Genomic DNA, 20,119 nt, shown 5'->3' with positions numbered 1-20,119 from the left:
GAGTATCATTCTACTGATTCTCAAAGATATGATTGAGATTTTCGATGAATAATCCGAAACACTTGTCATGAATCTGACGTGTCATGGTAACAGGGTTCTCAGCATTCAGGATGGTACCGCTCATTGCCACACCGATGCCCAATTCTGCAAGCGGATCTATATCGTCTGGAGTCAAACCTCCGATGGCTACCATAGGCAGAGAGATTTTATTCTCCCTCATCTGCTCAATAATCTGGCGATAACCTTCTATACCCAACACCGGAGAGAGTTTCTCCTTGGTAGTAGTATAGCGGAACGGACCACAACCGATATAGTCTGCCCCCTGTTCATGCAAACGACGAATATCATCAAATGTATTGGCAGTTCCTCCGATAATGAATTCATCACCCAGGAGCTTACGGGCCTCATCAACCGGCATATCATTTTTGCCAAGATGTACACCATCTATCTGTAACTTCTTCACCAGTTCTACACGGTCGTCGAGGATAAAAGTTGCACCGGCACCCTCGCAAGCCAACTTCAACTTACGGGCAATAGGCTCTACCTCTTCATCGGTAGCCCCCTTCATGCGAAGCTGAACCCAATCACATCCTCCGATAAGTGCCAGATAGGCTCCTTCGAGATAAGAGAAGCGCTCGTTCTGATGCGTGATAAACTGAAAGCTCGTCTGAAAATGAGCTAATGCTAAAGACTTGTTCATACGTACTATAAAATATAAATTCGCTTGCAAAGGTACTACATTCACACGACAAAATCCTACAATTTACCTTTTTTAAACTTCGTCATTTGGAAATGGGGAAAGTCTTCCTTTTTTTTATTTTGTTTTTTTATACTTTCTTATTCTAATATATGAATACTTTTCCGTACCTTTGCACTCAAAATACAAAACATTACTTTTTATGTTGACAGATATTGAAATAGCTAAATCAGTAAAAATGCGCCCTATCAATGAAGTGGCAGCAGAACTTGGAATCCATGAAGACCAAGTGGAAAACTACGGCCGTTACATCGCTAAGATTACTACGGACAAGATTGACACCAACAAGTTTAAGAATCACCATCTCATCCTTGTTACAGCTATCAGCCCTACAAAGGCTGGTAATGGCAAGACCACCGTATCTGTAGGTCTCGCATTGGGCATGCAGAAGATTGGCAAGAAGGCTGTAGTGGCTCTTCGCGAACCATCTCTGGGTCCTTGCTTCGGCATGAAGGGTGGTGCTGCAGGTGGCGGTTATGCCCAGGTTTTGCCTATGGATAAGATTAATCTCCATTTCACCGGCGATTTCCATGCCATTACAGAGGCCAACAACATGATTTCAGCCCTTCTGGACAATTACCGTTTCCAGCACGAGGCAGAGGGATTCAAACTCAAGAAGATTCTTTGGCGTCGCGTGATGGACGTAAACGACCGTGGTCTCCGCCGCATCATCACCGGTATCGGCGATAAGAACGGCATCGAGACAGAGTCTGGTTTCGATATTACGCCAGCTTCTGAAATCATGGCTATCATGTGTTTCGCAACAAGCATCGATGATCTTCGTCGCCGTATCGATAATATCCTCCTGGGCATCACCGAGGACGACAAGCCATTTACCGTAAAGGATATGGGTGTAGGTGGCAGTATCGTAGCTCTCCTTCTCGATGCTTTGAAGCCAAATCTGGTTCAGACAACAGAGGGTACACCAGCATTTGTTCATTGCGGTCCTTTTGCCAACATTGCTCATGGCTGCAATTCCGTCATGGCTACAGCTGCTGCTCTTGAGTATGGCGACTATGCCATTACAGAGGCAGGATTCGGTGCAGATCTCGGTGCAGAGAAATTCTATAACATCAAATGCCGCAAGACAGGTTTGCAACCAGACCTCACCGTTCTCGTTGTTACCCTCCAGGCGTTGAAGATGCATGGTGGAGTAGCTCTGGAAGATATCAAGAAGCCAAACATCGCAGGAATGGAAGCCGGTTACTGGAACCTCGACAAGCACGTAAAGAACCTGCAGAGCTTTGGTCAGACTGTAGTGATTGCATTCAACAAGTTTGCAACCGATACAGATGAAGAAATTGAAGTATTGCGCAAGCATTGCGAGGAGATGGGTTGCGGTTTCGCCGTAAACAGCGCCTTTGCCGAAGGCGGAAACGGTGCCATTGAACTTGCCAACCTCGTAGTGAAGACCATTGATGAGCGTCCATCAGCCCCTCTCTATTATGCTTACGATGATAACGATAGCGTTGAGGAGAAGATAGAAAAGGTTGCATTCAATCTTTACGGAGCAGGCAGCGTGACATTGAGCGATTCTGCCAAGGCGATGATTGAAGAGATCAAGAAGCTGGGTGCTGAAAAGTTCCCTATCTGTATTGCCAAGACTCAGTACAGTTTCTCTACCGATGCCAAGGCATACGGCCCTACAGAAGGTTTCGAACTCCACGTTCGCGACATCACCGTAAATATGGGTGCCGAGATGATTGTAGTCATCGCTGGTCCTATCATGCGTATGCCGGGCTTACCAAAGAGCCCACAGGCTGAGCGCATTGATGTAGTAAACGGTGAGATTACTGGTCTTTCTTAAGCACTACAGATTTCACAGATTCTTATAAAAAAGCCCAGGGCGTGATGTCCTGGGCTTTTTCATTTATCTCATACTGAATTCGCAACCACAATATAACTGATTATAGAATTCATTGATTCTCAAGAGTTCACCTCGGCGATTCTGCAAACCGCCCTTCCGCCAATTCATATCCCACCATTCTACATCAGGATAAGCCTCAACGGCAAGATGACCGGCAGTATCTATCTGCCTGATATTCTTCCAGCGCGAAGATGCCAACGTGGTAGTAAGAAGGTGAAATCCATGCTCCTGCGCATACTTGGCTGCATGAGAGAGGCGGAACTGAAAGCAGACAGAACAACGGCTGCCACGCTCGGGCTCACCCTCTAAACCCTTGATAACAGAAAGCCACTCCTGATGATCATACTCATCCTCTACATAAGGTACATTCTGGGCTTCCAGGAATCGTTTCAGTTCATGTTTGCGTACATCATACTCCTGCTGAGGATAGATATTACTGTTACTGAAATATACAGTAGGCTTCATGCCATTACGAAGCATACATTCTACGATAGCCGCCGAACAAGGTGCACAACAGGCATGCAACAAGACAGCCTGACCTTCAGCCTTGCTTCCATCCGGGAGAGTAAGTTTTACGTATTTATATTGTTCTTCTACAGGAATCTTCATTGTTTTCAATGTTAAATGTAAAATTAAAATGTGAACAGCTACTTCTGTTACGAAGTATTTTCGCCTTACTTCAAAAAAACAAATGGAGTACAATCTCACGACACCCCCCATTTGCCCAAATATATGCGAAAACTAGTGCAAAGGTACAATATTTATTCGAACCACCAAATTTTTAACACTTTTTTTTCATCACAATGGTTCAAACGGCTAATATTTAACTATGTTTTAACACTTAAACACCAGTTTTTTTATCTTTAAGAACTATAAATCACGTTTCAGCGTGATAACTGTCAGTTCAGGCCATGCGCCTAGGCGGAAAGGGAAAGAACCACCAATACCCGATGATACATAGAGCATCTGCTCACCAATGCGGTAAGCTCCGCCCCACTCTTTGAAAGCCATGCGGGCAGGCGTCCATTTACCTATTTTCAATTGTCCGGCATGCGTATGTCCCGCCAGAGTAAGTTGTATCTTCTTACCAACTACTTCTCTGCGCCAATGGTGAGGATCATGACTCAAGAGGATTTTAAACATATCTGGATTCAACCCCTTCATCGCTTTCTTCAGATTACTGCGATTGGTGAAAGGAGGCTGACCGGGATTCTCTACGCCTATTACAGCGATAGATGCCATACCATGACTCACCACATGATGTTCGTTCATCAGCTGATGCCACCCCAGACTTTCCTGATAACCATAGAGCATACGGCGGTTTCTCTTCAAAGCGCCAATAGAATGATTGTTGCCATATTCACAATAATCATGATTTCCCCAGATAGAATAGACGCCATCTGACGCATGAAGCTGCCCCAGCGTATCCAGATAAGGCTCCACTTCGCTGGCTTGGTTATTGACCAGATCGCCCGTAAAGAGAATCATATCGGGTTCTTCATTGTTGGTCGCATCCACCACCTTCTGCACGAAATCATTGCCGGGAGGAAACGAACCGAGATGAAAGTCGGTAATCTGTACCAGACGGTAACCATCAAAATAAGGTGGTAAATCGGGCGAGGTAAAGGTAATATGTTTCAGTTCTAACCGCTTCCAACCCTCTATAAAGCCGAAGGCAAACCACCCCATTACACCCAAAGCAGGAATCAGAGCAAAGAACCAAGGAAGAAATGCATCGAACAGGATGAAGACAACCTTAGGGAATGCCGAGAAAAGTATGGTAGTAAAGAGTACACGGACGGACAACTTATGGAAGAACCCCATCTGCAACCCCACTTCGGCAAGAACAAGTAACAACGAGGGAACCCACCATAAGATGGCTAGCAGCAAAGGCCACTCACTCACCCCGATATGCCAAAGCCAGAAGTCGGGCAGGAATGCCAGAACCGACATGACTACTATATAGAATATGGATCTTAATACCTTTTTTAATACCTTCTTCATTGTTTTTCTTTATAACTGGGTACAAAGGTACGATAATTCATAGACAATACAAAATAAATTTAAATATATTTTCAATGTTTTGTTATTTGAGAAGATTGCATTATCTTTGCACATAGAAAAATTAAATAAAATGGCACGACGACTAAGAAAAAAACGCATAGCAATCATATTGCTTACCTTTACAGCAATCGTAGGATGGACTACACACAGCTGTGTATCTCGCTGTACATCAGCATCAGACAAGAACAAGGCGGCAGATTCGCTCCCTAAGGTTCATATCAACGATTCCGTCTCAAATGCCCTGACAGAGGGGAAGGAATATCATGAGATGGACTCGGTAATAGAAAGGTATCTCAAGAGATGGGAAATCAATGGAGCCCAACTCGTCATCACCCGCAACGACTCGCTACTCTATGCCCGCGGATTCGGAATGGCGGATAAGGAGCGAGGCATCAGAATGGAGCCTAACATGCTGATGCGCTTCGCCTCGGTATCGAAACTGATTACAGCCGTAGGTATCATGAAGTTACAGGAGATGAAGAAACTCAAGCTGAACGAGAAGGTGTTTGGCGAAAAGGGAATCCTGCGCGATACCGTTTACAACAACAGTATCAAGGACAAGCGATATTACGACATCACCGTAGAACAGTTGCTGCGCCATCAGGCAGGTTTCAACAACTATGCCGGTGACCCTGTATCTTCCACCCGCTACATCATGATGCAGAACCATCTTAAGACGCCACCTGATCACCCTACCCTGCTCAAGATTCTCTTGAAGCGCCACTTGGGTTATACTCCTGGCGAAGGCAAATGCTACAGTAATCTGGGCTACATGATTCTCTCCATGATCATAGAGAAGAAGAGCGGAATGAAATATGAAAACTTCATGCAGAAGTATGTGCTCCACCCAGCCGGCTGCTACGACATGCACATTGCCGGCACTTACTTAAAGGACCGCCGCCCCAACGAGACGAAGTACTACATGCACCAAGGCAGCATCCCTGTGTATGAATACAACAACAGTGGACGACTGGTAGAGAAATGCTATGGAGATACCGACCTCCCTCGCCTTTCAGGTGCAGGTGCCTGGTGTGGTTCAGCTGCTGAATTGAGCCGCTTTATTGCCAGCATCGATGGTTTGCCACATGTCAAGGATATCCTCAACAAGAAGAGCATCGAGTTTATGACGCGCGAACAGGCTGACCACCAATACTCTATCGGCTGGAACTATACACCAAAGAGCAACAAACCATGGATTCGTACAGGTTCGCTGGCAGGCACATCAGCCATCGTCTTGAAATATCCGGATAACCAATGCTGGATTCTCATCACGAACACATCTACATGGAAGGGACATGGTTTCTCTAACGATACTATGGCTTTCTTCGAGAAACTGAGAAAGAAATATATGGCAAACATGCCAAAGAAAGACTTGTTCTTATAAAACCAAAAAGATGGTGAATCATTTACTTATGATTCACCATCTTTTTACATTAATGATATGTTGTCTGAAAAGATAATATATGTTGTTAGAAAATACAACATAAGTTTTTGAGACAGTTAGTATCTCCGGTCGCACAACAGCTGTTGTGCTCTTGCATAACAGCTGATATGCGCATGCACAACACCTGTTGTGCATGCGTTAGTCAACTGTTATGCGCCAACCATTATCTAAACTTTCTTCATACCATTTTTATACAAAATCTTTGTTTATCTCGATTCGTATATACCTTAATATGCAAATAAACGAAAAAAGGATGCACTTCCCTCGAGAAAGAGAAGTGCATCCCATATCAAGTTAAAAATAAAAATCTTACGATTAGTCTTTGGTATAGAAGATACCGCCACCAACCTGAATCAGGCCCTTGAAAGATGTACGATAACCAATGACGGTAATCTTGTCACCTTCTTTCAATCCAAGCTTAGCAGCCTTCTTTGACTCTCCATTCCATCCGGTAGAAACGCCATATACATAAACCTCGCCGGTTTCATCCTTCAAGGCAAAGTTGCCATATTCGTTCAAATCGAACTTGGTATTCGCCTCTTTTGATTTCACAATCGTTCCAGAGATGCGGTAGAACTTCTCCTTGCTCTCAGCTGCTTTGCGGAAATCAGCTACCGAAATCTTCTGCAATGAAGAAGCAGCATAAGATTCTTCATACTGAGCACCCTTGGTCTGTGGCTGACCCTTGAAAGAAGAACGAGCTGCTACGAGTGTGATGATATCACCCTCCTTCAAGCCCAACTTCTTGAAGTCACCAGCCTCACCGAGACCATAAACGGTGGTTTCACCAGAATAGTCGGCAATGATAAACTGAGGTTTATCAGGATTGATGATCTTGGTAATGACACCCGTCAGGCGATACTGTGCTGTACCCTCTTCTGCTGCGTTGAACTCTGCAATGGTAAGAGGAACGATAGAACCTTCCTGTGTGATAGAAGCTGTAACAGTAGAGCTCTGCTTACCCTTGGTAGATGTAAAACCAATGTTTGTAGAGCGGGCACCACCTGCATTAGCGTTGGCATGGAAAGAAACTACTGCCTCTGTGCCCTTGGTTACGATACCCTTTACAGACAACCAGCTCTGATCAGCCTCAGGGATATCAACAGTTACACCTTCACCCTTTACGGTCAAGGTAACCTTGAAGTCCTCACCAGCCTTGCTCAAGGTAGCCTTATCGAGTTTTTCAACCTTGATCAAAGACTTGGTATAGCTCAAAACGGTTACGTTCTTCAACTGAGGAGTACCATTATGTGTATCTCTAGGACCCTGGATAGTAACCTCATCACCCTCTTCCAGTTTCAGACTAGAGAAGTTCTTGTCACTACCATTGGCATCAAGCGTACCATAGACATATACCTCACCGGTGGCATCCTTGATATACCAGTTACCATACAAGGTATTAGAAATCCTGGTCATCGTACCCTTCACCTTATAAGTCTCACCATCATTACCTGCCAAAACTTGGGCGCAAGTAGAGAAAGGAGGATTCAAAACACCTTGAAGAATGTTGACACGCTGAATCTCATTATCACAAACAAACTGTAACATAGCAGAGTTTGCGCCCTTTGTTGCCTCGGCAGAAACGGTCACTACAATCTCGCCAGCTTCACCAACAGTAGGAGTAACTTTCAGCCAAGTAGGGATAGAGTCTTTCTCTGCAGTCTTTTCCTTTTTCTGACCGTCAGCATCCGTGTACGTGTACTTGTACTTGGTCATACAAACGATTTTCCAGTCAGAAGCGGCATTAACCTTGAATGATGCACTACCACCCTCCACAGGAATGGAAACAAACGACTGTGACACCTGCACCTTGCCGAGGGAGTCCAAGGTCTGGTCGTCGTTACAACTTGTAAACAACGCCAAGATTGCAACAAGTGCAGTAAATAAATATTTTAGTTTCATATAAATAATCTCTTTATTGAACAACACCTAATATTAGAAAATATAGCGGAGACCCACTGATGCATACCAGCACTGACCGATAGCGTGATTTGGTACGAAAGTCTTGGTGTTACCATTGATTGACTTTGGTGTCGAGAAGGTAGCATAGCCATCCTTGTCATTACCTTCATATCTCAAGATACGTGGATCTGAACCAATCTCTGGGTTCAAGTACTTCATTACACCCCAGCTAGAGTTGAAGAAGTTGAGTACGTTCTTCATATCGAAGCTCAACTGGATAGTGTTGGTGTGACCTGCCACATCAAACTTGAAGTCGTGCTTGTAACTGAAGTCGATACGATGTACCCATGGGCTGTAAAGGCTATAAGCCTCTGCATACTCGCCCTGATGATTCTTCAGATAGCTATTATTATGTACATAATCCATGAAGCGGGTCTTATCATCCTCTGACTTGAAGCGGAACTCATTATCAGCTACCTGCTTGTCGGTTGGGATATAGATAGCATCATAGTTGTAACCATCACCATTGATATCGTTTACTGTCATGTAAGAGTAGTTGTAACCACCACGCCATGCCTCATAGATGAAGCTATAGTGGTTGTTACTCTTGTCGTGGATCGTTGCAGAAGCAATGATACGATCAGGAGTTACATTCTGTCCGTTGTGCAACTTGATGTTGTTAGGACCATATACTGTAGAGATATAGTTCAATACAGAAGATGCGTTAGATCCAGGAAGTGAAGTAACCTCCTTAGATACAGTATGAGTATAGGCTGCCATCAGGTTCAACCACTCCCATGGCTGAGCATTCACCTGTGCTGAGAAAGACCAACCATAACCACGGCTTGTGTTCTCAAGTACATAAGCACTTGTACCAACAGAAGAGCCCTTAGGATATACAGGACGGTTGTCTGCACCATTGAAACGTGGGAAGCCCTTTACATCCTGTACACTCCAGTCGGTAAGTGTAGCTGCGTTCAAAGTCTTGTTGAAGATACCTTCCACAGAAACAGACATTGGGAAAGACACAGGAATCTGATAATCGATAGCGAAAGATGTCTTCCATACCTGTGGCAACTTAAAGTCTGTATCTACAGCAGAGATAGCTGAAGGAACTGTACCCTCTTCAGGAGTGATGTTCTCTGGGTAACCCATAGAAATCAACTTGTCACGGAGAGCTGCTGCTGTTGGCTTACCATCCTTATCAACAACCAGACCACCTTTAAATGGAGTCATATCTACACCCTCTTTCTTATGTGTCTGAGGATTCCATGCCTTGGTTGCATTCAGCTGTGCCTGATACTGTATCATACCAGAGTTGGTTGGCAAGTTGGTGAAGAATACCAATGGCAAACGGCCCTGGAAGAAACCAGTACCACCACGGAACTTCAATGTCTTGTCACCAAATACATCATATACGAAACCGATACGAGGAGAAACAGTCAAAGAGCTGTTTGGCCACTTACCAGAGTCGATGTGACGACCATTATAGTCGAGATCGAGGATGGCATTGTTAGTCATCAAGTCAGAATTGTCGAAGAACAGACCATCCAGACGAAGACCATAAGTCAACTTGAACTTAGGAGTCATCTGCCATTCATCCTGAGCATAGATACCAGCCTTGTTATACTGTACGCGGGCAGCAGGATTGTTGTTGCCACCATAACCATAAGTCAAACATACAACCTCTGGGATACCACCATTCAGGAAGTCGTCGAGGCTCTTGTAACGATAGTAACCAGTACCATTACGCTGATAAGCATTGTCAGCCATCTGGTGCTCATAGTTGAGACCGGCGATGATCTTGTGCTTACCGAGATAGTAAGTTACATCGTCCTTGATATTCCATACAGTATTGTGTACGGCATTGTTCCAGGTAAACAACTCATAACCCAAAGCCATATAGTTGTTGGTACCATCAGCATCAGCTGTTCCATCAACACTCTTCTGTCCACCATCAAGGATATCGATGAATGGGAACTCAGAAGAATCTGTGTAACGAGTATCATCCAACTTAGAGTATGTGAACAGGAACTGGTTAGACAGATTATCTGTGAAACGGCTGTTCAAGTCAACAGTCCAAGAGTTGACGAGGTTGTCATTGGCATACATACTGTTGGCAAATGACATAGAGTACTGAGACATACGGCTACCAGATGCACGTGTACCACCATCCATAGATGATGCGTTAGGAGCCTGCCAAGAACGGTTCTTGGTATAGTTGTAGCGTACAGCCAAGTGATGCTTGTCTGTGATGTTCCAGTCAACACGGAAGAGGAGCTTGTAGTTGCTCTCGTCTGCAGGGAAGTTGGTCCATGAACCTGTATCGTAACCATACTTATCCTTTACGAAATTAGAAACTCTCTCCAAATCAGCAAGCTTGGTACGAGAGATATAGTTCTCTGCATCACCGATACCATTCTCTGAACCTCTCCAGCGGTTTACCACTGTAGGAGTCTTGACCATTTCACCGTTAGCGAAGAAGAACAACTTGTTCTTGATGATAGGACCACCGAGAGAGAAACCCCATGTAGTCTGCTGTTGCTTCTCACGTGCACCAGAAATCTGCTCACGCTCGATAGCATCACCACGCATGTTCTCATTCTTGTGATATACGTAAGCGCTACCCTTGAAGTTGTTGGTACCAGACTTGGTAATCGCATTGACACCACCACCTACGAAGTTAGTCTGACGAACATCATAAGGAGAGATAACAACCTGCATTTCCTCGATAGCATCCAGAGAGATAGGAGCACCACCACCAGGAAGCTTTGAGCTCAAGCCGAAGTTGTTGTTGAAGTTTGCACCATCCACAGTGAAGTTGGCTGTACGGCCATCAGCACCTGCGAATGACATTCCGTTTCCACCATAAGGAGAAAGACGGGTGATATCTGTAATGCTACGGCTAACAGTTGGCATGTTAGCAATCTGTGCATTAGAGATATTGGTAGAAGCACCAGTCTTCTCTACACTGAACTTGGAACCCTTTGCTACTACTACAACTTCGCCAAGCTGCTTAGCATCCTCATCAAGAGTTTCTTTCAAGTTGTAGGTTTCACCAAGCTGAAGGGTGACATTCTTTACGACTTTAGTCTTGTAGCCGATGTAGCTAATCTTAACTTCGTAAGGACCGCCGACACGCATACCATTGATAGTGAACATACCATCAATGTTGGTTACAGCTTTGTAACGAGTTCCAGAAGGAACGTGAACGGCCTCAATCGTTGCGCCAATCACGTCTTCACCACTTGCAGTCACAGAACCACTTAAACCAGAAGTAGTAATCTGTGCCATGGCTGTAGTAACCATAAAGGCCAGCAAAGCCATTAATAAATGCAATCTTTTCTGCATACCTTTTAAAAAATTAATTAATAATACGGGGAAATATTCCCTTAATATTGATTTCGAGTGCAAATATAAACAAAAAAATCGATATAAATGTTACATCTGCATTAAAAATGATGTTTTATAACATAAAAAAAATCTGCGTTAAGCAAATAACGCAGATTTCCTTTAATTTGTTATTTATAACGGGGGTTTGCTTATAGTTTTTTCGGGGGCTAAAAGCGGGGGACTGAGCTTCTATGACAGGCGATGGAATCGCCTGGAACGGAGGCTAGGCTCCCTTACTCCTTTCGCTGCCAGATGCTCATTACCTTGCGACGGATGGCTACGATGTTCAGGATAGAAACTATCAGGAACAGGAACAGACCTAGGGCGATGGCTGGGAGCATGGTGCCCTCGTCGATATCAGGGAAGAGGGTTTCGATGAAGCCCATGTAGTAATCGCGGAGGAAGAAGAGGATGATCCACGCGATGATGAGTACCACGATGTTCAGCGCAATGGTGAGCACCTGATATGGTTTTGCTACATTGTTCGGACTGTAACCTATCAGAAGAAGATTCTCTAACTTAGAAGAGTTCTTCTGTACCAGCAGATAGATGCTGAGCATCAGAATATAGAAACTCAAGACAGAGATAACCAAACCGATAATCATCACCATCGATACCATCATGCGAAGGAAATAGGTAGTTTTCTCAGCATCCAGCTTGTCTGTCTCTACCTCATAACCATTATCATCCAGGTATTTAGTGATGTTCTCGTCTCCCGGGTTTCCTACCTCTACGATGAGACGGTTAGGATCGCTCTTCTGGTTTGGCGCAAATTCCTGGTTGCTCCAGTCCATGAATGCCTGAGGAACGAGGATGGTGTTGAGTCGCGAAGAGAAACCGATAACCTTTCCCTTGAACTGCTCTTTCTTGCCACCAGCCTGAATCTGGATATTGAAATCGATCATGCCCATCAGTCCATCGCTGATTTTAGGGAGCGAATGACTCTGGGCGAAACCGAAGTTATACATATTAATATAGGTACGCGGGAGGATGATTGGCACCTCCTGAGTTCCCGGCGTATATTTCCAGTCCTTGAGTGGCACATCAACAAAACCGTCAGGCACACTCTCGAAGAAGAGTTCGCTATTCAGAACGTTCACGCCGTTTACACCCATCTGGGCATCTACCTTATATTCAGTAGAGGTGAATTTTCCTATCTTCTTTACAAACTTCTGGTCGCCGATTTCATCGATTTCAGAACCCGAGAAGGTATTGGAACGGCCGCTGATGGTATTTCCCATACCTATCTTCTTGCTCATGATGAGGTAGTCGGCTTTCATGAAACTGTCTTGCTGAGTGAAGACAGGCAGCACGTCTTTATAAAACTGAAAGCCGAAAAGAACGATGAGCATACCGAAGAGATTGGCGAAGGCAAAGCCCGCAAACTGAGGTATGCTGATATGCTGACGCAATAATTTCCAAACGAGATTCATAATCTAAATATATGTTCATAGTTTAAGTCCATGTGTTTACCTATACTGGTTACGATGACGCCAGCCCCCTGCTCCTTCGCTTCGGTCATCATGATATCTGCCATGATGCGCGAATTGTTGTCGTCGAGGTGACTGATAGGCTCATCAGCCAGAATGAAGTCGAAAGGCTGACAGAGCGCACGCATCATTGCCACACGCTGCTGCTGCCCGAACGACATTCTGCCGATTTTGGCATCTACCTTATCAGCAATACCGAGCATATCAAACCATTTAAGAATCTGCTCACGCGTCTTGAATCCGGTTATTTTGTTCTTAATTTCTACATTCTCCAGGGCAGTAAGCTCAGGGAAGAGACGGAGTTCCTGAAAGAGATGGCTGATGTGACGCTTGCGCATCTCTACCCAGTCTTTCACCTTATAGTTGGCGGTAACATCATTGTCGAACATCACGCTTCCGCTGTAGTCGTGACGATAGCCGAGCACATAGCTGCAGAAAGTACTCTTTCCGCTGCCACTCTCTGCCTCGATAAGATAAAGATGACCTTTCTCAAAGGTAACATCCTGCTTCCATATCTCCGAATCCAGGTCGTTGCGCTGGGCAAAAACCTGTGGGAGAACGGAATGAAGCTGAATCTTTTCCACTTTTTTTTATGTTTAATGTTTAATCTTTTACCTTTAAAATTTGGACTTGGTTGGGGACTAGCGATAGAATCGCTAGGAACGGGGGCGCAGAGAGAGAGGGAGGGGGTAAGGTTCTTTTTACCCTTTTACCTTTTTACCCTTTTACTTTTTTACCTTTTTACCTTTTTACCTTTAAAGTATAGACCACCGAAGTAAGATTTCCGAAGACTGGGGTGAGCAGACCGGTTACGGTAGAGATGGCATCATCCTTGCCCGAGCCGTCACTACCAGAACTCTTGGCGAGATTGATGACCATTGCCAGTTTCTGACCGACGATGAGTTTCTGAATCTTTGCATCTATCGGATGATTACTTGGTTTCACGGCATATTGCGCCATCAGCTGGTCGCTTCCGCTAAAGAACTGCTTGTCATCCGTCACACCGAAATAGAACGAGGTCTTGCCATCGGTATAGAAGTAAGCATTCTTTCCCCAATTGGCTATCTTCGCACCAGCCGGACATGAAGTTTTCCAATAATCAACATCGCCCAACCACTTGGCATGCGACAGTTTAGCAGCCATCGTCATCTGCATATTGTTATCCGTAAGCGAAGGCATCACGATAGCCATATCCCCATCCACACTACGGATGATATTATCCATATCGATGGCCTGGTTGATACCCATCAGGAGGGTCTGAAGGCTGCGGTTGCTCTGCATCATCGGCAGGAACTGCTCGCCCTTTACGTTCATGAAGATACCCGCCAGGGCATCAGCAGGCATCGACTTAACGTAGCTGCCTTTAATCGGACGATAGGTTTGAGCCGCCTTCTTCAGGGCCTCATCTATTTCTTTATTAAAGGAGAAGGTTTCTCCCTTCACCTGCAGGATACCGTCTTTCACGTCCATCTCAGCAGCAATCACTACCTGCGAAGGGTCGGTATCTTTAGGAGTACCAAGGGTAAATGGAGCTACGAACTTCTCCGGCAGCGCCTGAGCCTGAGCCACCATAGCCATAGGCGAAGTGATGTTTTCCAGTCGTTCAAACATAGGCGATGCGGTAATACCTTCGTCCTCATCAGCCTTCAGATATTTCACCATCTGCTGCTGGAGCTGGGCCTGCGCATCGGCTACAACCGGTCCCATAACGAGGAGTGCCTGATCAGAAAAGCCGACCAGCCACGAATTTTTCAATACAGAGAAATGAAAGCCTTTGCGCTCCTTCACCTCTGTAGCGATATGCTGTTTGGCAAGCGAAGCAAGCCAGTCTTCCACATCGCCCTCATCGCTCACCTTGGCACAAAGTCCGAGGTTGCCATCAGCACTCTCAAAGAGAAAAATTTTCTCTGAGATGTCGATGCCACACTTCGATGCATCCTCAACGTGCAGCAGAGACTTTAGCATTCCCGCCTTGTCTTCATCGCTTTTGCCGGATGCCATCTGCTGCATGTCAACAGAAATGAGCGCAGTACTTTTCTTTGGAATGGCATTGAGATAGTCAGTGCCCGAGCATGAGCTCAGCAATCCCAATACGACAGCCAAGCACATGAACATCAAACTCTTATACAATCTTTTCATCACACTAGTAAATATTATAAAGCTCTTGCCAGATGGCACATGTTGACAGCCACCAATCCTGCCGTTTCCGTACGGAGGCGACTGGTGCCAAGCGAAACACTCTCATATCCGTTTTCCAGGGCCAGTCTCACCTCATCGATAGAGAAATCGCCCTCAGGTCCTACCAGCACGGTGATGTCATCGGCACCCTCCTGGGCTGCTCCGGCAGAATCATCAGCTGGGCATGACTTGAAAATCTCGGCAAAAAAGTCTTTCTTTTCTATCTCCTCATAACAATGGCAGATAAACTTTCTGCCATTGCGGGGAGTAGTAATAAAATCTTTAAAGTTCTGCAGTTCGTTGACCACAGGTTTCCAAGCCTTGCGGCTCTGCTTGACGGCAGAAACCACAATTTTGTCTATGCGGTCTATGCGGATGACCTTGCGTTCAGAGAACTTGCAGTTGAGGAAAGAGATTTCATCGAAGCCGATTTCCGTAGCCTTCTCTGCCATCCATTCTATGCGGTCCATCATCTTTGTCGGGGCGATGGCCAGGTGAATGTGTCCGCGCCAGGCAGGCTGCTGCGGCATAACCTCCTTCACCTCATAGATGCACCGTTTGTTGGTAGCCAGCGAAACTTCTGCACGGTAGAACACCCCCTTGCCATCCATCAGGAACAATTCGTCCCCCGTCTGGATACGCAAAACCCTGAGTGCATGAGTAGCCTCTTCCTGAGGCAGTTCTGTCTGTGTAGCCGCATCTGGCACATAGAAAAATCTAACTTCTTTCATTTCCTCTTATTGTTACTTTTTCTTCTTAATTTTCTGTTATTCCGTAAGAATATCCTTTAATTATTCACTTTTTTTGCCTTTGCGGTGCTCTATCTCATCGCGAATGGCTGAGGCTGTTTCGTAATCTTCTTCATTAATGGCACAATCCAATGCTTTTTCGAGCATTTGGTCTGGCAAAGCCGAAATAGGTACCGCACAAGAAGTCGAACTCATATCATTTTTATTAAAAGGAGTAGAAATTTCCTTTATAACCAGCTCTGTTGTATACATTTCTATATCCGCAGCCACAGACAGCAACACAGCCTGGTCAGTCTTGATGCTCATACGTTCATTTGTGATTTTATTCACAAGAGTAGCAAATACTCCCCTCTCTGGCGTAGCATCAAATTCGAGATAGAAATCGTCTACATTGAGCCTGTCAAATAGTGTCCAAAGTACAGAGACCACATCATTTTTAAAATCAGAAGTTTTCGAATTACATGCCTTCAGCTGCTCTGCTAAATATTCATTAGTCATAATAGACAATGCTCTTTTTTCGGATTCGTCTACCAAACTAATAATACATGTCCCGAAAGCTTCCGGGATGCCAAAGCAGGCAGCGAGTTTAAGTTTGTACAACATCATTATGTACCCTTTCTTTATTTAAATTTATTATATTCTTACGTTATTATCTGTTTTTACTCTCGTGTTGAGTATGACCTTTTTCTTCCTTATTTCTGTTCTTTCTTCGGACGGAAGAGGACAGCAAAGGCTACAGCTACCACGAGCGCATAACCGGCAAAGATGAACCAGCAGGTTTTCCAGTCACCCATCAGATAGCCATCGTCTGTCCAGTGGCAGTAATGGTTGATGACCATACCTGCGAGAATGGTTCCGATAGATGCACCCAGGCCGTTGGTCATCAGCATGAACAGTCCCTGAGCCGATGCTCTTACCTTCACATCACATTTCTGGTCTACAAACAGACCGCCCGACACATTGAAGAAGTCGAAGGCTACACCGTAAACGATGCATGAGAGGATGAAGAAGGTAACACCCGGGAATGCAGGATTGCCCAATCCGAAGAAACCGAATCGCAAAACCCATGCCATCATGGCGATGAGCATCACAACCTTGATGCCATAACGCTTCAGGAAGAACGGAATGAGAAGGATGCAGAGCGCCTCGGCCACCTGAGAGATGGATACCAGGAGCGTAGCATTGTTAGCTGCAAAAGTATCGAGCATCGCAGGATCGCCCTTGAAACTGGTAATGAACGGAGTGGCATAGCCATTGGTTACCTGCAGACTCATACCGAGCATGCAAGAGAAGATGAAGAACATCGCCATCTCACGGCTCTTGAAGAGTTTGAAGGCATCGAAACCCCATGTCTCTACCCAGCTCTTTGTCTCTTTCTTCACGATAGGACAGGCTGGCAATGAGAAGCAATAGAGGAAGAGAAGAATGCTGAGCACACCCGATACCAGGAACTGATAATGGGTATACTGGAACTTATGGGCGTTCTCGCTCAACAAGAACGAGAATGAACCGTTGTCCCAGGTAGCACAGTTCACAATCCACATCGTGAGGATGAAGCCCACGGTTCCGAACACACGGATTGGCGGAAAAGCCTTCACGGTGTCGAGCCCGTTGCTCTTCAATATACTGAATGCCGAAGTATTTGACAATGCCAATGTAGGCATATAGAAAGCCACGCTGAAGGTGTAAACGGCAATAAACATTACCTCATTAGGAGTCTGACTAGCCTGTCCCATACCGAACAGACCAATCATGGCTGCACCTGCCAAAAGGTGACAATAGCCCAAAAGACGTTGCGGCTGGATATACTTATCTGCCACAATACCCATCAATGTAGGCATAAAAATAGATACGATTCCCTGTATGGTATAGAACCAGGAAATCTCGGCACCCATCCCAGCCTTGCCGAGATAGTTGCCCATAGACGTAAGATAAGCTCCCCAAACTGCAAACTCCAGGAAGTTCATCACTGCTAGGCGTACTTTCAGATTCATAGTTTAATGTCTTTTTATTATAAAATATTAGCTGCAAAGATACAAATTTTCGGGTAAAAAGCACACGATTTTGAAGATTATCCGCATGAAAGCTAGCATATTTAACAAATTATGTGTATTTTTGCAGCCGATTTCAACAGATATAAGAGAAAAATAATATAGAAACAACAGATATGTTAGTAAAATTTTTCCTCACGTGCAATAAAATCGGGGCTTTCACGCTAGGTGGAGGCTACGCCATGATACCGATCATGGAACAGGAATTTGTAGACAAGAACCAGTGGATGAACAAACAGGAGTTCATGGATATCATGGTAGTGGCTCAGACCACTCCGGGCATCTTCGCCATCGACATGGCGAGTCATATCGGCTATAAGCTGAAGGGAGTCTGGGGAGGCATTGTGGGTGCCATAGGCATCGCCCTGCCTTCTATCATCGCCATTCTCATCATCGCCATGTTCTTCCAGCATTTCAAGGACAATTATTGGGTGGGGAAGTTCTTCATGGGTGTGCGCCCTGCCGTAGTAGCGCTCATTGCTGCGCCTTGCTTCAAGATGGCAAAGACGGCAAACATCAACCGCTACAACATCTGGATTCCCGTTGTCTGCTGTCTGCTGATTGCAGCTTTCGGTATCTCCCCTATCTACATCATCATCGCAGCCGGTGTGCTGGGATGGCTCTATGGAAAGGTAAAAAAGTAAAAAGGTAAAAAAGTAAAAATATAGAGATTATGCTATTTCTAAAGTTATTTCTGATATTTACCAAGATTGGTACATTTAATTTTGGTGGCGGATATGCGATGCTTTCGCTCATCCATAACGAGACGGTAGTGAAGAACCATTGGCTTACCAATGCTGAGTTTACGGATATTGTGGCTATCAGCCAGTCTACACCGGGACCTATCGGCATCAACTGTGCCACCTACGTAGGTTATACCGCCTGCCTTCACGACGGCTATCCTACCTGGGCAGCCTGTCTGGGTTCGGTATTGGCTTCGCTCTCCATCATGTGGCTGCCTTTCATCATCATGATTCTCATCAGCCGCTATCTGATTACGCACAAGGATTCTAAAATCGTAAAGGATATCTTTGCGGGACTCCGCCCTGCCATCATCGGACTGATAGCTGCTGCCGCCGTTCTCCTGATGAATAAAGAGAACTTCGGATCACCAACCGACAATCCGTTTGTCTTCGGAGCAAGCATCGTGCTGTTTCTGGCTGCTTTCTACTTCACAAAATTCAGAAAGACCAACCCTATCCTGCTGCTTTTCATCTGCGGTATCATCGGAATGGTTATCTTCTAAACATCGCCCTGCGGTCTGAACCAACGGCCTCCAGCCGATGGGTAAGACAAGGGGCTGATGCCTTCAGATAGGGACAAAAAAAAATTGATTGTCTCACGACAACCAATCTTTTATTAACCTTAATAATCTAATACCATGAAAAACACGATGCAAAGGTACAAATAATCTTGTAACCTGCAATAGTTTATACCTAAAAACTACAAGAATTTAACTCTCCTTAAAAGTTCTACCATTCCAATTAAATTTTCTTTGCACTTTTATTGCATTCACAGCCTTCTTATCGTCAGCAGGTAGGAAAGGTAAAGCCAAGCGCACTACGAGGCTGTTTTCATGTTGCAGGAGCAGAGCACTAACGATTTTGAGTTCAATTTTCCCCTTGAGTTCCTCAAACTTAGCCTCGCTCATCGTATCGGGTTTGGCAACAAGTCCGGAAGCCAGTTGCTGCAAAGATTTCCCATCGAAAATCCTGCTGGCATCCTGCTCCTGCCAATCCTGATTAAAGAGATAGAGTTCACTCTCCTTCTCTACTCCGGCAAAGGTTTTTACCACGCAAAGCAGCGAATCGCCATTAACCGATGGCAGTTTCTTCATCTGCAAAGTAGCGCTTTTACTCGTTCTCAACTGAGCGAAATCAGCAGTCAGCGTATCCATCACACTCGTTTCGCCTAACAGATTCTTCACTTCCGCCTTCACTCCCATCTCCTGCAGCTCAGCAAATTCCAGCCGCAGGTTGTGGTTGAGATAAGGCACAACAGAATCGGGCATCGAAACCAGCAAGTCCTTCATTGACTTGGCTTCCATGCCCAAGCTTGCCATCATCAGGCAAGCACATAATATATATTTTATCTTCTTCATCACTACAATTCCTTAGACCACTTCTTTCCCCAAGGAGTAAAGAGCCATATCAAAAATGCTGTTGCAGGAACCAAGCATATTGCAAAAGTTAAAGCCAATGTATTCATTTTTGAAGCCTTTAAA

The 20,119-nt window shown here is 45.1% G+C and carries 16 protein-coding genes; 4 read left to right on the top strand and 12 right to left on the bottom strand.

Annotated features, from left to right (window positions below; all coding sequences use genetic code 11):
• Window positions 1–10: 10 nt before the first annotated feature.
• Entirely contained in the window at window positions 11–700 is a 690-nt protein-coding gene (locus KUA46_RS02145) for a thiamine phosphate synthase (protein WP_218487277.1), read from the bottom strand.
• 199 nt (window positions 701–899) lie between these two features.
• Here KUA46_RS02145 and KUA46_RS02140 point away from each other — a divergent pair, with 199 nt between their 5' ends.
• Window positions 900–2,564 (top strand): formate--tetrahydrofolate ligase, encoded by a 1,665-nt coding sequence (locus KUA46_RS02140; RefSeq protein ID WP_218487276.1) that lies wholly within the window; start codon window positions 900–902, stop codon window positions 2,562–2,564.
• 63 nt (window positions 2,565–2,627) lie between these two features.
• Here the strand turns inward: KUA46_RS02140 and KUA46_RS02135 are convergent, their stop codons facing one another.
• Both KUA46_RS02135 and KUA46_RS02130 read right to left on the bottom strand, forming a co-directional pair.
• Window positions 2,628–3,233, bottom strand: a complete 606-nt coding sequence (locus KUA46_RS02135; protein ID WP_153118096.1) for an epoxyqueuosine reductase QueH — start codon at window positions 3,231–3,233, stop codon at window positions 2,628–2,630.
• Window positions 3,234–3,494: 261 nt separating this feature from the next.
• Window positions 3,495–4,628, bottom strand: a complete 1,134-nt coding sequence (locus KUA46_RS02130; RefSeq protein WP_217327004.1) for a metallophosphoesterase — start codon at window positions 4,626–4,628, stop codon at window positions 3,495–3,497.
• A gap of 130 nt (window positions 4,629–4,758) precedes the next feature.
• On the opposite strand from KUA46_RS02130, the gene KUA46_RS02125 reads away from it, so the two are divergent.
• Entirely contained in the window at window positions 4,759–6,072 is a 1,314-nt protein-coding gene (locus KUA46_RS02125) for a serine hydrolase domain-containing protein (protein WP_218487275.1), read from the top strand.
• 375 nt (window positions 6,073–6,447) lie between these two features.
• On the opposite strand, the gene KUA46_RS02120 is transcribed toward KUA46_RS02125, so the two are convergent.
• From KUA46_RS02120 to KUA46_RS02085, 8 genes are all read right to left on the bottom strand, one after another.
• Window positions 6,448–8,034, bottom strand: a complete 1,587-nt coding sequence (locus tag KUA46_RS02120; RefSeq protein ID WP_218487274.1) for a BACON domain-containing protein — start codon at window positions 8,032–8,034, stop codon at window positions 6,448–6,450.
• A gap of 33 nt (window positions 8,035–8,067) precedes the next feature.
• Complete coding sequence (locus KUA46_RS02115) at window positions 8,068–11,385, bottom strand: TonB-dependent receptor (protein WP_217327007.1); 3,318 nt, start codon at window positions 11,383–11,385, stop codon at window positions 8,068–8,070.
• 275 nt (window positions 11,386–11,660) lie between these two features.
• On the bottom strand, window positions 11,661–12,860 hold the full coding sequence (locus tag KUA46_RS02110) for an ABC transporter permease (protein ID WP_022121166.1): 1,200 nt from the start codon (window positions 12,858–12,860) through the stop codon (window positions 11,661–11,663).
• A complete protein-coding gene (locus KUA46_RS02105; RefSeq protein WP_117692599.1) occupies window positions 12,857–13,501 on the bottom strand; it encodes an ATP-binding cassette domain-containing protein in 645 nt (214 codons plus the stop codon). The genes KUA46_RS02110 and KUA46_RS02105 overlap by 4 nt, the downstream gene beginning before the upstream one ends.
• Window positions 13,502–13,658: 157 nt before the next feature.
• Window positions 13,659–15,056, bottom strand: a complete 1,398-nt coding sequence (locus KUA46_RS02100) for a DUF4836 family protein (RefSeq protein WP_218487273.1) — start codon at window positions 15,054–15,056, stop codon at window positions 13,659–13,661.
• A 14-nt stretch (window positions 15,057–15,070) separates the two neighbouring features.
• A complete protein-coding gene (locus KUA46_RS02095; protein ID WP_218487272.1) occupies window positions 15,071–15,826 on the bottom strand; it encodes a 16S rRNA (uracil(1498)-N(3))-methyltransferase in 756 nt (251 codons plus the stop codon).
• Between the two features lie 60 nt (window positions 15,827–15,886).
• On the bottom strand, window positions 15,887–16,450 hold the full coding sequence (locus KUA46_RS02090; RefSeq protein WP_153137278.1) for a UvrB/UvrC motif-containing protein: 564 nt from the start codon (window positions 16,448–16,450) through the stop codon (window positions 15,887–15,889).
• 86 nt (window positions 16,451–16,536) lie between these two features.
• Window positions 16,537–17,838 (bottom strand): MFS transporter, encoded by a 1,302-nt coding sequence (locus KUA46_RS02085; RefSeq protein ID WP_022121161.1) that lies wholly within the window; start codon window positions 17,836–17,838, stop codon window positions 16,537–16,539.
• Between the two features lie 173 nt (window positions 17,839–18,011).
• Between KUA46_RS02085 and KUA46_RS02080 the strand changes: the two genes are divergently transcribed.
• Together KUA46_RS02080 and KUA46_RS02075 are read left to right on the top strand one after the other, a co-directional pair.
• Entirely contained in the window at window positions 18,012–18,539 is a 528-nt protein-coding gene (locus KUA46_RS02080; RefSeq protein WP_022121160.1) for a chromate transporter, read from the top strand.
• Window positions 18,540–18,568: 29 nt separating this feature from the next.
• Window positions 18,569–19,141 carry a chromate transporter gene (locus KUA46_RS02075; RefSeq protein WP_022121159.1) on the top strand — a complete coding sequence of 191 codons (573 nt, stop codon included), beginning with the start codon at window positions 18,569–18,571 and terminating at the stop codon, window positions 19,139–19,141.
• A 207-nt stretch (window positions 19,142–19,348) separates the two neighbouring features.
• Here the strand turns inward: KUA46_RS02075 and KUA46_RS02070 are convergent, their stop codons facing one another.
• Window positions 19,349–19,996, bottom strand: a complete 648-nt coding sequence (locus tag KUA46_RS02070; RefSeq protein WP_218487271.1) for a DUF3256 family protein — start codon at window positions 19,994–19,996, stop codon at window positions 19,349–19,351.
• Window positions 19,997–20,119: the final 123 nt, after the last annotated feature.

This window comes from Segatella copri (genome assembly GCF_019249765.2).
GTDB lineage: Bacteria > Bacteroidota > Bacteroidia > Bacteroidales > Bacteroidaceae > Prevotella > Prevotella copri_K.
The sequence above is the reverse complement of the archived record's forward strand: the minus strand, read 5'-3'. Positions and strand labels throughout refer to the sequence as shown.